Below are 15,836 nucleotides of genomic sequence, written 5' to 3' on the forward strand. Positions count from 1 at the left end.
CGAAGACAGGAGAGCCGGATGTCCGATCCCGATCCCGCCAAGCTGGCCGCCTCGCGCGCCGCAATCGAACTGGTCCGCGATGGCATGCGGGTGGGGCTGGGCACCGGCTCGACCGCAAGTGTCATGGTCCGCGAACTGGCCGCGAAGGTGCAGGCCGAGGGGCTGGCGCTGCGCTGTGCCGCGACCTCGCAGGCGACGGCGGACCTGGCGGAAAGCCTTGGGCTGCGGATCGAGAGCCTCGATCAGATCGGCTGGCTGGACCTGACCATCGACGGCGCCGACGAGGTCGATCCCGACCTGAACCTGATCAAGGGCGGCGGAGCTGCGCATCTTCGCGAAAAGATCGTCGCCATGGCCAGCGACCGGATGGTGGTGATCGCCGATCCCGGCAAGGTGGTCGAGCAACTCGGAGCCTTTCACCTGCCAGTCGAGGCGCTCGCCTTCGGTTTCGAGACGACGCGGGAACTGATCCGCCGCGCATTGGAGGATCTCGGCCTCAAGGGGCGGCCGATCCTGCAACGCCTGCGCGATGGCGAGCCCGTCATCACCGATGAGGGGAATTACATTCTCGATCTGGCGCTTGAGGCCATTCCGGATGCGCCTGCGTTGGCGCGCGCGTTATCCGCGATCCCGGGCGTGGTGGAACATGGGTTGTTTCTTGGCATCTGCCATCTTGCGATTATCGGGCGAGCCGATGGCAGCGTGGTGGAATTGCGGCGCGAAGACGAGGAAGGGGTAGCGTGATGAGTTTCGACTATGATCTGTTTGTCATCGGCGGCGGTTCGGGCGGGGTGCGCGCGGCGCGGATCGCGGCGGGACAGCATGGCGCCAAGGTCGGGCTGGCCGAGGAAAGCCGCATGGGCGGCACTTGCGTCATCCGGGGCTGCGTGCCGAAAAAGCTGATGATCTTTGCCTCGAACGCCCCGCTGATGGCCGAGGAGATGCGCGGTTATGGCTGGGCCGATGCGGCGGCGGGCGAATTCAGCTGGCGTGATTTCCGCGCCAAGCTGGATGCCGAGCTGAACCGGCTGGAGGCGGCCTATACCTCGGGCCTGAACAATGCCGGGGTCGAGATCCATCACCAGCGCGCCCGGCTCGCCGATCACCACACGATCGAGCTGACTGACGGCACGCGCAAGACCGCCAAGCATATCCTGATCGCCGTGGGCGGACGTCCGGCCAGACCCGAGATCCCCGGGGCGGAACTGGGGCTGATCTCGGACGATCTGTTCCTGCTGGACGAGTTGCCGAAACGCGCGCTCCTGATCGGCGGCGGCTTCATCGCCTGCGAGTTTGCCACCATCCTGAACGGGTTGGGGGTCGAGACCGTGCAGGCCTATCGCGGTGATGCGGTGCTGCGCGGCTTCGACCGCGAGGCGCGCGAGATGGCAAGCGCCCAGTTGCAGGATATCGGCGTCGACCTGCGCCTTGGCCTGTCGCCGATGGGGCTGGAAAAGACCGGCGACCGGACCACCGCGCGGTTCGATGATGGTAGCGCGGATGAATTCGACGCGGTGTTCCTTGCGACAGGGCGCGCGCCCTATACATGGGGGCTGGGGCTCGAGAATACCGGCGTTCGCCTCAAGGATAACGGGGCCATTGCGGTCGATGAGTGGTCGCAAAGCTCGGTGCCGTCGATCTTTGCCGTGGGGGACGTGACCGACCGGGTCAACCTGACCCCGGTGGCGATCCGCGAGGGACATTCCTTCGCCGACACGGTGTTCGGCGACAAGGCCCGGCAGGTAAACCACGATCTGGTCGCCAGCGCCGTCTATCTACGCCCGCATGAGCTGGGCAGCATCGGGCTGACCGAGGAGCAGGCGGCAGAGCGGGGCCCGGTCGATGTCTATTCGGCGGTGTTCCGGCCGATGCGCTCGATGTTCGCGGGCTCGGATGCCCGGACCATGATGAAACTGCTGGTCGAGCCGCAAAGCGACCGGGTGCTGGGCTGCCATATCTTCGGCCCCGAGGCCGGAGAGATGATCCAGCTGGCCGCGATCCCCATCACCATGGGCGCGACAAAGGCCGATTTCGACGCGGCGATGGCGGTGCATCCGACCGCCGCCGAAGAGCTGGTGACGATGCGCAGCGTGACCCGGCGCCATGGCGGCGAGAAGTGAAAGCGGGCGGGCAGGGTTGACTTTTGTTCCCCCGCCCCCAGTTTGCGACTAACGGAATTGACAGGGAAGGAAGGTCAACCACATGGCAAATCAGGGCCCTTGGGGCGGCGGCGGTAAAGGTGGCGGAGGTGACGATGATCGCGGCAAGCGTCCGTCGAACCGGCCTTGGGGCGATCAGCAGCCTCCGAAGGGTGGGCCGGAGCGCCCCGGCCAGCAGGGTGAGCAGATGCCCGAAATCGAAGAGCTGATGAAGAAGGGGCAAGAGCGGCTTCGCGTGCTGATGGGCGGTGGCGGCGGCGGCGGCCGCAACGGCGGCGGTCGCGGACCTTCCGGGCCGGGTTTCGGTTTCGGCTTCAACCGCACGACCCTGTCCATCGTGGCGCTGGTTGCCATCGCCATCTGGGCCTTCTCAAGCTTCTACCGTGTGCAGACCAATGAAAAGAGCGTCGAGTTCCTGTTCGGTCGCGCGGTCTCCGTGGGAACCGAGGGTCTGAACTTTGCCCCCTGGCCCATCGTGACCGCCGAGGTCGTGTCGGTGACCAATGAACGCGTGACCGAGATCGGCACCGGGCGTGCCGGGCCGATGGATAGCGGGCTGATGCTGACCAGCGACCAGAATATCGTGGACATGGAATACCAGGTGGTCTGGAACATCGCCGATCCCGAGAAATTCCTGTTCAACCTGGCCGATCCCGCCGACACCATCCGGGCCGTATCGGAATCGGCGATGCGCGACATCATCGCGCGCAGCGAACTGGCGCCGATCCTCAACCGTGACCGGGGTTCCATCGCCAGCGACCTCAAGGATGCGGTGCAGCGCACGCTCGACGCCTATCAGTCGGGCATCAACGTGGTTCGTGTGAACCTCGACCGCGCCGATCCGCCGCAAGAGGTGATCGACGCGTTCCGCGAGGTGCAGGCCGCGCAGCAGGAACGCGACCGGCTGGAGAAAGAGGCCGACGCCTATGCCAACCGCGTCCTCGCCGAGGCGCGTGGTCAGGCGGCTGCGCTGCTTGAAGAGGCAGAGGGCTATCGCGCCCAGGCCGTGAACACGGCCGAGGGCGAGGCGGCGCGCTTCAACTCGATCTACGAGGAATATGTCAAGGCGCCGGAAGTGACCCGCCGCCGGATGTATCTGGAAACCATGGAAAAGGTTCTGGGCGGGCTCGACAAGATCATCCTGGATGAAGGTGGCGAAGGCTCGAATGTGGTGCCTTACCTGCCGCTGGATCAATTGCGCCGCTCGGGCGGTGGCAGCAACAGCAAACCGACCGAAGGGGACAAGTGATGGCCGCCCGCAAAATAGCCCTTTCCGCACTTGCGGTTCCAGTCATCATCGGGATCGTCGTTGTCGGTCTCGCCTCTGTCTTCATCGTGGACGAACGTGAAAAGGCGCTGGTTCTGCGCCTTGGCCGCGTGGTTTCGGTGCAGGAGGCACCGGGGCTGGGCTTCAAGGTGCCGTTTCTCGACAATGTCGTGAAATATGACGACCGTATCCTCGGCCTGCCGACCACGCCGCTTGAGGTGACGCCGCTGGACGATCGCCGCCTGGTGGTCGATGCCTTCGCGCGCTGGCGCATCACCGATCCGGTCGGCTTTCGTCAGGCCGTCGGCGCCGGCGGCATCGAGACCGCGCAGGGGAGGCTGGAGCCGATCGTGAACGCCGCGATCCGCGAGGTTCTGGGTGCGGTTCCCTCGACCGATGTGCTATCCGACGACCGGACCGCGCTGATGAACCAGATCCGCGACGAGGCACGAAAGAACTCGGCCGGGCTGGGGGTCGAGATCATCGATGTGCGGCTGACCCGCACCGATCTGCCCGAGCAGAACCTGAACGCCACCTATGCCCGGATGCGGGCCGAGCGCGAGCGTGAAGCGGCGGATGAGAAGGCACGGGGCGGCGAGGCCGCGCAGCGTGTCCGTGCCGCCGCCGACCGGACGGTCGTCGAATTGACATCCGAGGCGCAGAAACGCGCCGATATCGTTCGCGGTGAGGCCGATGCGGTCCGTAACGCGATCTATGCCGATGCCTTTGGCCGCGACCCCGAATTCTTCGCATTCACTCGCTCGATGACCTCCTATGAGCGGGCGTTGAAGGGGGAAAACAGCCAGATGGTGATCAGCCCGGATGGTGAATTCTTCTCCTATTTGGCCGAGGACGGCTCGAAGACAGCCAATCCGGCGTCAGAGCCGGTGCCTCCCGGAGACCGCGCCTCGGAAGCCCAAAGCCAGACACGGGGTCCGGCGGGGGGCGAGGATCAGGAACTGGTCACGCCAGAGGTCACCGATCGCGAGGGCAAGCCCCTCGGTGAATCGGCAGGGGTAAAGCTGACCCCGGTCCCCGAAAGCCTGGTCACCCCGCCCGAGGAGCCCTCGGAGGTGATGCCGCCCGCCGAGGAACCGTCCGCGGACGGGGCGGAAGGCGGGACGGAAGCGCAGGGGCAGGCCCCCGCGGAGGAAGCCGCCCCTGCGGAGGAAGCCGCCCCCGCGGATGACGAAACCTCGGAAGAGCTTCCCCCCGCAGAGGACCCCGCGCCGGCGGAGGATGATGCGCCGGAGGATGCGCAAAACGGAAACTGAGCCAAGGGCGGGCGGAAACATGGTTTTCCGCCCGTCTTGCAATAAAAGTCACGATCAGTTCACTCGCTGCGAGCGTGCTTTATTTGCAACGAGCCGCGAAATCCGTTTCACATCAATCCTGTCCCGGCTGCGATCGATCAGCCGCAATTCAATTGAAATATGAGGACATTCAGCATGAAACCGCGTTCTCCTCGGTATCTTCTCACCGCCTCGGCCCTGGCCGTGAGCCTAGGCCTCGGCTTTGCCGCCGCGCAGCAGACCAAACCCGATGTTTCACCCGAAGTCAGCCAGCAGGCGCAGGAGGCGGCGAACAACAACGAGCCGCTGACCGCACCGAAGGCAGAACCCGGCGCCCCTGGTGTCATGCCGCAAAGCTTTGCCGACCTGGTCGAGCAGGTTGCACCGGCGGTCGTGAACATCACCACCACGGCGGTGATCTCGCAGCCGACGCGCGGACCGGGGCCGGTTTTCCCCGAGGGCAGCCCGTTCGAGGACCTGTTCCGCGATTTCGGCTTTCCCGAGTTCCCCGGACCTGACGGGGCTCCGAACAGGCCGCAGCGGTCGAATGCCCTGGGTTCGGGCTTCGTGATCTCGGCCGATGGCTATATCGTCACGAACAACCATGTCATCGAGGGCGCCGACGAGATCGAGATCGAGTTCTATTCGGGCAATACGCTGCCCGCCACGGTCGTGGGCACCGATCCGAAAACCGATGTCGCGCTGCTGAAGGTGGAAAGCGACGAGGCGATTCCCTTCGTGAAATTCGGCGATTCCGATTCGGCGCGGGTGGGTGATTGGGTGCTGGCCCTGGGCAACCCGCTCGGACAGGGCTTCTCGGCCAGTTCGGGGATCGTCTCGGCCCGCAACCGCGAATTGTCGGGCACGTATGACGATTACCTGCAGACCGACGCGGCCATCAATCGCGGCAACTCGGGCGGCCCGCTCTTCAATCTCGACGGAGAGGTGATCGGCGTGAATACCGCCATCCTGTCGCCCAATGGCGGCTCGATCGGGATCGGTTTCTCGATGACCTCGAATGTCGTCTCGAAAGTGGTCGATCAGCTGCGCGAATATGGTGAAACCCGCCGTGGCTGGCTGGGCGTCAAGATCCAGGACGTGACCCCCGACATGGCCGAGGCCCTGGGGCTGGAAACCAGGGGCGGGGCGATGGTGACCGATGTTCCCGACGGCCCGGCCAAGGATGCCGGGATGCAGGCGGGCGATGTCATCACCGGTTTCGATGGCGGCGAGGTCAAGGATATCCGCGAACTGGTGCAGCGCGTTGCCGATGCGCCCGCCGGCGAGCCGGTCGAGGTGACCGTGCAGCGCGATGGCGAACCGGTGACGCTGACCGTGACGCTTGGCCGCCGGGAGGTCGCCGAAGGCACCGCCGATGAGCAGGGGCAGGCGAAACCGGTGGCTCCGGGCGAAGAGGAGTTGCTGGGGATGACCATCGCCACCCTGACCCCGGAAATCGCGGCCGAGCTGGATCTGCCCAAGGATGCGCAGGGGCTGGTGGTCAAGGAGGTCGATCCCGAAGGCGCCGCCGCCGACAAGGGCCTGATGCCCGGGGATGTCATCACCGAGGCGGGGCAGCAGGCGGTTTCCTCGTTGGACGACCTGAATGCCCGCATCGACGAGGCGCGCGAGGCGGGCCGGAAATCGGTGCTGGTCCTGATCCGTCGCGGGGGCGAGCCGCGATTCGTCGCGCTGCCGGTCGGCGAGTCCTCGGAATAAGGCCTGCATTGCCGATGAGCCAGAAGGGGCGGGCCTGCCGGTCCGCCCCTTTTCATTGCGGCAGCGATGTCTTATTTCCGGCGCAGCAAAGGAAGCGAGCAAATGGCCAAGATCACCTATATCGAGCATAACGGCACCCGCCATGAAGTCGACGTCACCCCCGGCATGACCGTGATGGAGGGCGCGCGCGACAACGGAATCCCGGGGATCGATGCCGATTGCGGCGGTGCCTGCGCCTGTTCGACCTGCCATGTCTATGTGGACGCGGAATGGATCGACCGCCTGCCTCCACGCGACCCGATGGAAGAGGACATGCTGGATTTCGCCTATGAACCCGATCCCGAGCGCTCGCGCCTGACCTGCCAGTTGAAAGTGACCGACGAACTCGACGGACTGGTCGTGCAGATGCCTGAGCGCCAGATCTGAAGCGCTCCGGCCTTGCCCGGCAGGCAGATATCGCCCCGGGCAAGCGGCCGTTTCTTCTTCATGCAAATATCCTCTGGGGGTCCGGGGGGTGAAACACCCCCGGCCATCGCGGGACGCAAATTCACGGCCTCCACCTGCAGGGTGTCAGCCAGCCGCCCGTGCCTCGCGGCGGTGACGAAGCGTCAGCCAAGCCAGCGCCAGCCCTGCCAGCGCCAGGAAGGGCAGCATCGCCAGGTTGACCGCGCTCCATCCGGCTTGCGGCGATCCTCCGAGGCAGTTCATCAGCCCGCCCGACGAAAGCGAGGCGATGAACACACCGGTGAACACCACGAAATCGTTCATGCCCTGCACCCGGCCACGCTCGGCGGGGCTATGGGAGCGCGCCAGCATCGCCGTCGCGCCGATGAAGCCGAAATTCCAGCCCAGCCCCAACAGGATCAATGCGCCGAAGAAATTCGTGAGCTCCACCCCCGACAGCGCGACTCCCCCGGCCAGGGCCAGCAGGATCAGGCCCAGCCCGACGATGCGGGTGGTGCCAAAGCGATTGATCAGCGGCCCGGTGATGAAGCTGGGCGCATACATGGCCAGCACATGCGCGCTGACGATATCGGCGGCGTTATTGGCGGCGAAACCGCAGCCGACCACGGCAAGCGGGGTCGAGGTCATCACCAGGTTCATCAGCGCGTAGGACACCATCGCGCAGATCATCGCCACGACGATGGCCGGTTCGCGCAAGAGCTGCGGCAGGGGGCGCCCCTGGTCCTCGCCATTCTGCGCGGCAGGGGGCTTGGGAATGTCCAGGAACATGAACAGGGCCAGCCCCAGCAGGTTGACCACGATCACCGCGATATAGCTGCCCAGGAAGGGGATCGCCCCCAGGTCGTTGGTGGTTCGTGCGATGGCCGGGCCGATGATGGCTGCCGCCAATCCTCCGGCCATCACCCAGCTGATCGCGCGGGCCTCGAATTCCGGGGGTGCGGTATCGGTGGCGGCGAAGCGAAAGAATCCCTGCGCCGACATGTAGATCCCGGTCATCAGACCACCCGCCATGAACAGCCAGAAACTGCCGACCCACAGCGCGGCGGCGGAAACCGCCGCCCCCAACGCGCCCGCCAGGACCGCCAGCATGAATCCGGCGCGCCGCCCGTGATGCTGCATGAAGCGGGCCAAAGGCCGCGCGGTCAGGGCCGAGCCGAGGATGATCATCGACAGGGGCAGGGTAGCAAGGCAGGCATTGGGCGCAAGCGTCTGCCCGGCCAGGCCGCCGAGGATGAAATTTACCGGCATCTGCGCGCCAAGCAGGGCCTGTGCGGCAACCAGCACCACGACATTGCGCCGGGCGCGGGTCATGCTCGCCGCGGTGCTCAACTTCGTGGCAGGGCCGCGGCGGTTCGCGCCCGGTCCTCGATCGCTTGCCAATTGCCCGCCGCCATGTCGGCATCGGTCACGATCCAGCTTCCGCCGACGCAGATGACATTGGGCAGGCCCAGGTAATCGCCCGCATTCGAGGGCGAGACGCCGCCCGTCGGGCAGAAACTGATCTTCGGCAACGGACCGGCCAGCGATTTCAGGGCAGGGGCGCCGCCCACTGCCTCGGCAGGGAAGAATTTCAGCATGTCGAAACCGGCATCCGCCGCCCGCATCACCTCGGAGGCGGTGACCGCGCCGGGCAATAGCGGCAGTTCCAGTTCGGCGCAGGCCATGATCAGCTTGCCGGTGGCTCCCGGCGAGACGGCGAATTCCGCCCCGGCATCCTTGGCGCGTTTCGCGTCATCCGGGGTCAGCACGGTGCCCGCGCCGACATGTCCGCCCTCGACCGCCGACATCGCCCGGATCGCGTCCAGCGCGGCATCCGAGCGCAGGGTTACTTCCAGCACCGGCAATCCGCCCGTCACCAGCGCCCGCGCCAGGTCGGCGGCCTTGCCGGCATCCTTGATGACGATCACCGGCACGACCGGGGCCAATTGGCACAGCGCACGGGTCTTTTGCGATTGGAGTTCTGGGGTCATGGCCTCACCTCACTGGCGGAAATCGCCTGCAAACTGACCCCATTGTCCCGGCAATGCAAGCAACTTGCCGTGACTTTCGGAGGCGATGCCGCCTCGCCGGTGCCGATGGCCTGCCGATGAAGGAGCGTTCACATCCCGCCCAGATGCAGGGCCGTGAAGATGGCCGAGTAATGCACCGCTGCTGCTGCGACGACGAAGACGTGCCAGATCGCGTTCTGAAAACGCAGCTTTTCCCGCAGGTGAAAGCTTATCCCGGCGGAATAGATCAGCCCGCCGATGACGATCAGCCACATGGACGCCCCCGGCAGATAGCCCGAGATCGGCCCGATGGCGACCAGCCCGCTCCAGCCCATGGCGAGATAGAGCAGCACCGCCAGCCGGTCGCCCCGGCCGGGAAAGGCGCATTTCAGGACGATTCCCAAAAATGCGACCGTCCAGATCCAGACGAGCAGCGCGGTGATCTGCGGATCACTCATCCCTTGCTGAAGAAGCGGCGTGTAGGTTGCCGCGATCAGGATGAAGATCGCCGAATGATCGAAGCGCCGCATCACCCATTTGACCCGCGAATGCGGCAGCATGTTATAAGCAAACGAAACCCCCAGGGCGAGAACCAGCCCCAGGCTGTAGATCCAGATGGCGACCTGCTCGCCCCCGCCGCCCCATATTGTCGCATAGAAGATCAGCGTGGTCGCGCCGATCAGCGCGAAAGCCATGCCGATGCCGTGGACGATACCGTCCGCCAGCAACTCATAGAAATCATAGGGTCTGCCAAACGGGAATTGCGAGGTCATTTGCGGCAGGGCCTGTCTGGATGGGATAGCCTTGCCTGTCATGATGCGCGATAACTGCCGATGACGCAACGCGACCTGCATGCTTTTCTTGGCCGATCCCCTTGCCAAAGCGGCCCGGAGCGGCTATTTCCCCCACACTTCTCAGGCAGAGGAGGGCCCTTGCGGGAGACATCCGTGAACGGTCCACCGGTTGGGGCATCCGCCTCGAAACCTCTGCCAAGGCGCAAACCGGAAAGGAAATGGACATGGCGCTTCCCGAATTTTCGCTGCGTCAGCTCTTGGAAGCTGGCGTTCACTACGGTCACCAGACTCAGCGCTGGAACCCGCGCATGGGCGAATTCATCTACGGTGATCGCAACGGCATTCACATCATCGACCTGACCCAGACCGTGCCGATGCTGGACGCGGCGCTGCAGGTCATCCGCGACACTGCTGCCAAGGGCGGCCGCGTGCTGTTCGTCGGCACCAAGCGTCAGGCGCAGAAATCGATCGCCGACGCGGCCGAGAAATCGGCGCAGTTCTACATGAACCACCGCTGGCTGGGCGGCACGCTGACCAACTGGAAAACCGTGTCGCAGTCGATCAACCGCCTGAAGGCGATCGACGAGACCATGGCGGGCGGTGCCGAGGGCATGACCAAGAAGGAACGCCTTGGCCTCGAACGCGAGCAGGCCAAGCTGCAGGCTTCCCTGGGCGGTATCCGCGACATGGGCGGTCTGCCGGACCTGCTCTTCGTCATCGACGTGAACAAGGAAGACCTGGCCATCGCCGAGGCGAAGAAGCTGGGTATCCCGGTCGTTGCCGTCGTCGATACCAACTGCTCGCCCGACGGCGTTGACTACATCATCCCGGGCAATGACGATGCGGCGCGGGCGATTGCGCTTTACTGCGATCTGGCCAGCCGTGCGGCCCTTGACGGGATGTCGGCGCAGATGGGCGCTGCCGGGGTCGATATCGGCGCGCTGGCCGAGGCTCCGGAAGAGGTTCTGGAAGAAGGCGAGGCCGAAGCCGCCGCCGCCGAGCAGGCCACGACCGACGCCTGATCTCGCCGGATCGGATTATCGCAGGTTTACAGAATTGTCGTCAGGCGGGGATATGCCCCGCCTGAGGCGTTGAACAAAGGAGACGGATCATGCTATCACAGCCGCGATGGTGAAGGAGCTGCGCGAGACGACCGGCGCAGGGATGATGGACGCCAAGAAGGCGCTGACCGAGACTGATGGCGACATGCAGGCCGCATCCGACTGGCTGCGCACCAAGGGCCTTGCCAAGGCCGCCAAGAAATCCGGCCGCGTCGCCGCCGAGGGCCTGGTTGCGGTCGCCACGCGCGACGGCAAGGGGGTCGCGGTCGAGGTGAACTCGGAAACCGACTTCGTCGCCAAGAACGAAGAATTCCAGAACATGGTCCGCAAGATCGCCAATGCCGCGCTGGACGTGGACGATGTCGAGGCGCTGAAGAACGCCCAGATCGACGGCAAGCCCGTCTCCGAGGTTCTGACCGACGCGATCGCCAAGATCGGCGAGAACATGTCGCTGCGCCGTATGACCGTCGTGACTGCTCCGGCCGTCGTGACCTATGTGCATAACTCGGTCGCCGAAGGCATGGGCACGATCGGCGTGCTGGTCGGCCTGGAAGGCGGCGATAACGAGATCGGCCGCCAGATCGCCATGCATGTCGCCGCGACCTCGCCTGCCTCGCTTGGCCAGGACGACCTGGACCCGGCGTTGATCGAGCGCGAAAAGCAGGTGCTGACCGAGCAGGCTCGCGAATCCGGCAAGCCCGAAGCCGTCATCGAGAAGATGATCGTGGGCCGGATGAACAAGTTCTTCGAAGAGGTCACGCTGCTGGGCCAGAAATTCGTCATCAATCCCGACCTGACGGTCGAGGAGGCGGCGAAAGAGGCCGGCGCGACGATCACCGGTTTCGCCCGTGTCGCCGTGGGCGAAGGCATCGACAAGAAGGAAGAGGATTTCGCAGCCGAGGTCGCCAAGACCCTGGGCGGCAACTGATCCGTTCCTCATCGTCTGGATGAACGCGACGCCAGCCGATCCCGGTTGGCGTCGTATTTTTTGCCTTCTTCCCGATCAGGTGCTGGATTCGTGTACCGAAAATGTGCCAATCAGGCTGAACTGTCCGACTCCCTTAATCTGTTTACCAGGTATGCCCTTCATCATTGCCATCGACGGACCCGCCGCATCGGGTAAAGGCACGATTGCCCGTGCCCTGGCGGATCACTACGGGTTTCACCATCTCGACACGGGATTGCTCTATCGCGCCACCGGTGCGAAAGGCGGCGACCCGGTGGAGGCCGCCCGCACCCTCGTGCCCGACGATCTGCGCCGCAACGATCTGCGCAGCGCCGATGCGGGGCAGGCCGCCAGCCGCATCGCCGCCATACCCGAAGTGCGCGCCGCGCTGGTGGATTTCCAGCACCGCTTTGCCGCGCAAGAGCCCGGGGCGGTCCTGGACGGGCGCGATATCGGCACGGTGATCTGCCCCGATGCGCAGGTGAAACTCTACGTGGTCGCCTCGAACGAGGTCCGGGCGCGGCGCCGGGCCGAGGAACTGGGGGCGGACCCGGCCGAGATGCTGGCCCAGTTGCACGAGCGCGACCGCCGGGATCGTGAACGGGACACCGCGCCGCTGCGCCCCGCCGATGACGCGACAATCATCGATACCAGCCATATCTCTGTCGATGAGGCGATCACCGCCGCCATCGCCATCGTGGACCGGGTGCGCGGCTGAGCCTCTTGCGCTGATCCCGCCAATAGGCGAGGCTATCTCCCGCAAGGAGGAGCCGCCATGAATATCCAGCCCCGCGCCATCGCCGCCGCCTCGGACGGCGTCTTCATCGACAATCGCTGGCAGCCCTCCGCCAGCGGCGCCACGCTCGATGTCATCGACCCGGCCAATGGCGAGGCCTTTACCCGGATCGCCGCCGGGAATGCGCAGGATATCGACGCGGCGGTCACCGCCGCGCGGCGCGCCCGCGAGGGGGAATGGGGCAGGCTGACCGCGACCGAACGCGGGCGAATCCTTGGCCGGGCCGCCGCGCTGGTCCTTGAGAATTTCGAGGAACTATCCGCGCTGGAGGCCCGCGATACCGGCAAGCCGATGACGCAGGCCCGCGCCGATATCACGGCGGCTGCCCGTTACCTGGAATTCTACGGCGGCGCGGCCGACAAGGTTCACGGCGACATGATCCCCTTCCTGCCGGGGCATTTCGTGACCACCGAATACGTGCCTTTTGGCGTGACCAGTCATATCATCCCGTGGAACTACCCCGCGCAGATGTTCGGTCGCACCATCGCCGCCTCTCTCGCGATGGGCAATGCCTGCGTGCTGAAGCCCGCCGAGGATGCCTGCCTGACGCCCTTGCGGCTGGCGGAATTGCTGCGCGACGCCGGGCTTCCGCCGGGGGCGCTGAACGTGGTGCCGGGGCGCGGGGAAGAGGCCGGGGCGGCGCTGTCGGCGCATCGCGGCATCGATTTCATCAGCTTCACCGGCAGTCCCGAGGTCGGCGCGGCGGTCCAGACATCGGCGGCGGCGCATCATATCGGCTGCACTCTGGAACTGGGCGGCAAATCTCCGCAGATCGTCTTTGCCGATGCCGATCTGGACCGCGCCATGCCGATCATCATGAAGGCGATCACCCAGAATGCCGGGCAGACCTGTTCTGCCGGAGCGCGGCTGCTGGTCGAGGAAAGCATCGCCGAGACCGTAACCGAGCGTCTGCGCGCCGAATTCCCGGCGCTGACCGCGGGCGCGCCCGAGGATGACCGCGATCTCGGCCCGCTGATCAATCCGAGGCAATTGGCCCGCGTGCGCCGTTTCTGCGAGCAGGCCGATGCCGATGCCATCCCGCTGATTGCCGAGGGGAAGCTGGATGCGAGCATCTCGGAAAACGGTAATTTCATCGCTCCGCGCGCCTATGGCCCGGTTCCCCGCGATCACATGCTGGCCCGGCAGGAGGTCTTCGGCCCGGTCCTGTCGCTGATGACATTCCGGGACGAGGCCGATGCCGTGGCGCTGGCCAATGACACCGAATACGGGCTGGTCGCCGGGGTCTGGTCGCGCGATGGCAGCCGGGCGATCCGCGTGGCGCGGCAGATCATGGTCGGGCAGGTCTTCGTCAATGCCTATGGCGCCGGTGGCGGGGTCGAGTTGCCCTTCGGCGGCATGAAGAAATCCGGGCATGGCCGGGAAAAGGGCTTCGATGCGCTTTACGAATTTGCCGCCACAAGGACCATGGTGATACGGCACGATTGATTGCCGCAACGGGACCGGGGTTCCACCCCGTCGCCGGGTGGTTCTCGAACCAGTGGCGCACCACCCGACAACCCCGGGATATTTGCATGAAGAAGAAGGGGGCGAGCCGCTGCCGGAGGTCGGGGTGCGGCAAGCAGTAGTGGATCATCCCGCGATGATCTCGAATCTCTCGACATCCACCATGCCGCGATCGGTGATCTTCAGGGCCGGGATCACCGGCAGGGCGAGGAAGGCGAGCTGCAGGAACGGTTCTTCCAGCGTGACGCCAAGGCTGCGGGCCGCCTCGCGCAGATCGACCAGCCGGTCGCGGACCGCCTCGAAGGGATCGAGGCTCATCAGTCCGGCGATGGGCAGGGCAAGCTCGGCCAGGATGCGTCCGCCATCGACCACGACAAACCCGCCCTCGATATCCGACAGCCGGTTCGCGGCCAGCGCCATGTCATCGTAATCCGCACCCACCACGGCGATATTATGGTGATCGTGGCAGACGGTCGAGGCGATGGCGCCGCGCGCGATGCCAAAGCCGCGCACGAAGCCGGTGGCGATATTGCCGTTCCTGCCATGGCGCTCGATCACCGCGATCCGCATCAGGTCACGCGCCGGATCGGGGCGCTTGTCGCCATCCTGCGGGGTGATCTCTTCGCGCAGATGCTGGGTGATGATCTTGCCTTCCATGATCCCGATCACATCGGTTTCGGCCCTGTTGCCGCTGCAGCGGAAATCCTCGGCCCGAACCGTCGGAGCCTTGACCGAGGCCCGCCCGACCGGCGGAATAAATCCGCGCTCTGCGAAAGCGGCGTCTTCGACCACCCGGCCCGCGCAGAGCACCAATCGTGCATCACATGCCTCAAGTGAGCCCACCGCCACGATATCGGCCCGCAAGCCCGGCGCGATCAGCCCGCGATCCTTCAGCCCGAAGGCCTCTGCCGCCGAAAGCGAGGCGGCGCGATAGGCGGACAGCGGCGTCGTGCCCAGCTTTATCAGCCGCCGGATCATGTAGTCGAGATGGCCATGCTCGCCGATATCCAGCGGATTGCGGTCATCGGTGCACAGGCAGATATAGCCGCTGGCCGCCTCGGTCAGGATCGGTTGCAGCGCGTCCAGGTCCTTGGAGACCGAGCCCTCGCGGATCAGCACCCGCATGCCCTTGCGCAGTTTTTCCAGCGCCTCTTCGGCCGTGGTTGCCTCATGCTCGGTGCGGATACCGGCGGCGATATAGGCGTTCAGGTCACGGCCCGAAAGTTGCGGGCAATGCCCGTCGATATGGCCGCCCTCGAACAGGCGCAGCTTGGCCATGGCAGAGGGGTCGCGATGGATCACGCCGGGATAATTCATGAATTCGGCCAGCCCGATGCCGGACGGATGATTCATGACCTCGCGCAGGTCATCGGCCTCGATCCGGGCGCCCGCCGTCTCCATATCGGTCGAGGGCACGCAGGAGGACAGTTGCACCCGCAGGTCCAGCAGCAGATGTTCCGAGGCTTGCTGGAAATAGCGGATCCCGTCCAGCCCGATGACATTGGCGATCTCATGCGGGTCGCAGATGGCGGTGGTGATGCCGCGTGGCGTCACGCAGCGGTCGAATTCAAAGGGCGTGACAAGGCTGCTTTCGACATGCAGATGGGTGTCGATGAAACCCGGCACCAGCGTCAGGCCGGTCACGTCGATCACCTCGCCTGCGTCGTAATCGGCACCGATTCCCACGATGCGGTCGCCGCAGATCGCCACGTCGCCCGCAATCATCGCCCCGGTCACCAGATCGAAGACCTGCCCCCCGCGCAGCACCAGATCGGCGGGCTGATCCCCACGGGCCTGCGCGATACGCCGTTCCAGATCGTCCATGCGGGCCTCCGTCATTGTCACCCCCTACAGAACCCCATCCCCGTCCGACAGTCCAGATCCG

13 protein-coding genes and 1 pseudogene are annotated in these 15,836 nt (G+C 65.4%); 10 read left to right on the top strand and 4 right to left on the bottom strand.

The genetic code is table 11. The annotated features are described in order from the left end of the window. The first annotated feature begins 18 nt into the window (after positions 1–18). From rpiA to A7A09_RS15020, 6 genes and pseudogenes are all read left to right on the top strand, one after another. Complete coding sequence (rpiA, locus tag A7A09_RS14995; protein WP_106692150.1) at positions 19–744, top strand: ribose-5-phosphate isomerase RpiA; 726 nt, start codon at positions 19–21, stop codon at positions 742–744. Further along, positions 744–2,120 carry a glutathione-disulfide reductase gene (gene gorA, locus A7A09_RS15000; protein WP_106692151.1) on the top strand — a complete coding sequence of 459 codons (1,377 nt, stop codon included), beginning with the start codon at positions 744–746 and terminating at the stop codon, positions 2,118–2,120. Before rpiA ends, gorA begins: the two co-directional genes overlap by 1 nt. 82 nt (positions 2,121–2,202) lie before the next feature. Further along, entirely contained in the window at positions 2,203–3,408 is a 1,206-nt protein-coding gene (gene hflK / locus A7A09_RS15005; RefSeq protein ID WP_106692152.1) for an FtsH protease activity modulator HflK, read from the top strand. After that, positions 3,408–4,281, top strand: a pseudogene (hflC, locus tag A7A09_RS15010) (protease modulator HflC); the annotation flags it as partial. The gene hflK and the pseudogene hflC, both read left to right, overlap by 1 nt. Before the next feature lie 593 nt (positions 4,282–4,874). Then, complete coding sequence (locus A7A09_RS15015; protein ID WP_106692153.1) at positions 4,875–6,437, top strand: DegQ family serine endoprotease; 1,563 nt, start codon at positions 4,875–4,877, stop codon at positions 6,435–6,437. Between the two features lie 102 nt (positions 6,438–6,539). Then, positions 6,540–6,863: a 2Fe-2S iron-sulfur cluster-binding protein gene (locus A7A09_RS15020; RefSeq protein ID WP_076525706.1), complete on the top strand. Its 324-nt coding sequence runs from the start codon at positions 6,540–6,542 to the stop codon at positions 6,861–6,863. A 144-nt stretch (positions 6,864–7,007) separates the two neighbouring features. Here A7A09_RS15020 and A7A09_RS15025 read toward each other — a convergent pair whose 3' ends face one another. The 3 genes from A7A09_RS15025 to trhA form a co-directional block, all read right to left on the bottom strand. Further along, positions 7,008–8,213: an MFS transporter gene (locus tag A7A09_RS15025; protein ID WP_106692154.1), complete on the bottom strand. Its 1,206-nt coding sequence runs from the start codon at positions 8,211–8,213 to the stop codon at positions 7,008–7,010. A gap of 14 nt (positions 8,214–8,227) precedes the next feature. Next, entirely contained in the window at positions 8,228–8,872 is a 645-nt protein-coding gene (gene eda / locus A7A09_RS15030) for a bifunctional 4-hydroxy-2-oxoglutarate aldolase/2-dehydro-3-deoxy-phosphogluconate aldolase (protein ID WP_106692155.1), read from the bottom strand. A 128-nt stretch (positions 8,873–9,000) separates the two neighbouring features. Then, positions 9,001–9,663, bottom strand: coding sequence for a PAQR family membrane homeostasis protein TrhA (gene trhA / locus A7A09_RS15035; protein WP_106692156.1), 663 nt, complete (start codon positions 9,661–9,663; stop codon positions 9,001–9,003). Positions 9,664–9,908: 245 nt separating this feature from the next. Between trhA and rpsB the strand changes: the two genes are divergently transcribed. The 4 genes from rpsB to A7A09_RS15055 all read left to right on the top strand — a co-directional run bounded on the left by rpsB (position 9,909) and on the right by A7A09_RS15055 (position 13,933). Further along, positions 9,909–10,706: a 30S ribosomal protein S2 gene (gene rpsB, locus A7A09_RS15040; protein ID WP_106692157.1), complete on the top strand. Its 798-nt coding sequence runs from the start codon at positions 9,909–9,911 to the stop codon at positions 10,704–10,706. 94 nt (positions 10,707–10,800) lie between these two features. Further along, positions 10,801–11,673 (top strand): translation elongation factor Ts, encoded by an 873-nt coding sequence (tsf, locus tag A7A09_RS15045; RefSeq protein ID WP_281277606.1) that lies wholly within the window; start codon positions 10,801–10,803, stop codon positions 11,671–11,673. Between the two features lie 151 nt (positions 11,674–11,824). Next, complete coding sequence (locus tag A7A09_RS15050) at positions 11,825–12,409, top strand: (d)CMP kinase (RefSeq protein ID WP_106692159.1); 585 nt, start codon at positions 11,825–11,827, stop codon at positions 12,407–12,409. A gap of 57 nt (positions 12,410–12,466) precedes the next feature. Continuing rightward, positions 12,467–13,933, top strand: a complete 1,467-nt coding sequence (locus tag A7A09_RS15055) for an aldehyde dehydrogenase family protein (protein ID WP_106692160.1) — start codon at positions 12,467–12,469, stop codon at positions 13,931–13,933. 144 nt (positions 13,934–14,077) lie between these two features. Here the strand turns inward: A7A09_RS15055 and ade are convergent, their stop codons facing one another. Next, positions 14,078–15,775: an adenine deaminase gene (gene ade / locus A7A09_RS15060; protein WP_106692219.1), complete on the bottom strand. Its 1,698-nt coding sequence runs from the start codon at positions 15,773–15,775 to the stop codon at positions 14,078–14,080. Positions 15,776–15,836 lie beyond the last annotated feature (61 nt).

This window comes from Paracoccus methylarcula (assembly GCF_003007735.2).
In the GTDB taxonomy this organism is placed as follows: Bacteria; Pseudomonadota; Alphaproteobacteria; order Rhodobacterales; family Rhodobacteraceae; genus Paracoccus; species Paracoccus methylarcula.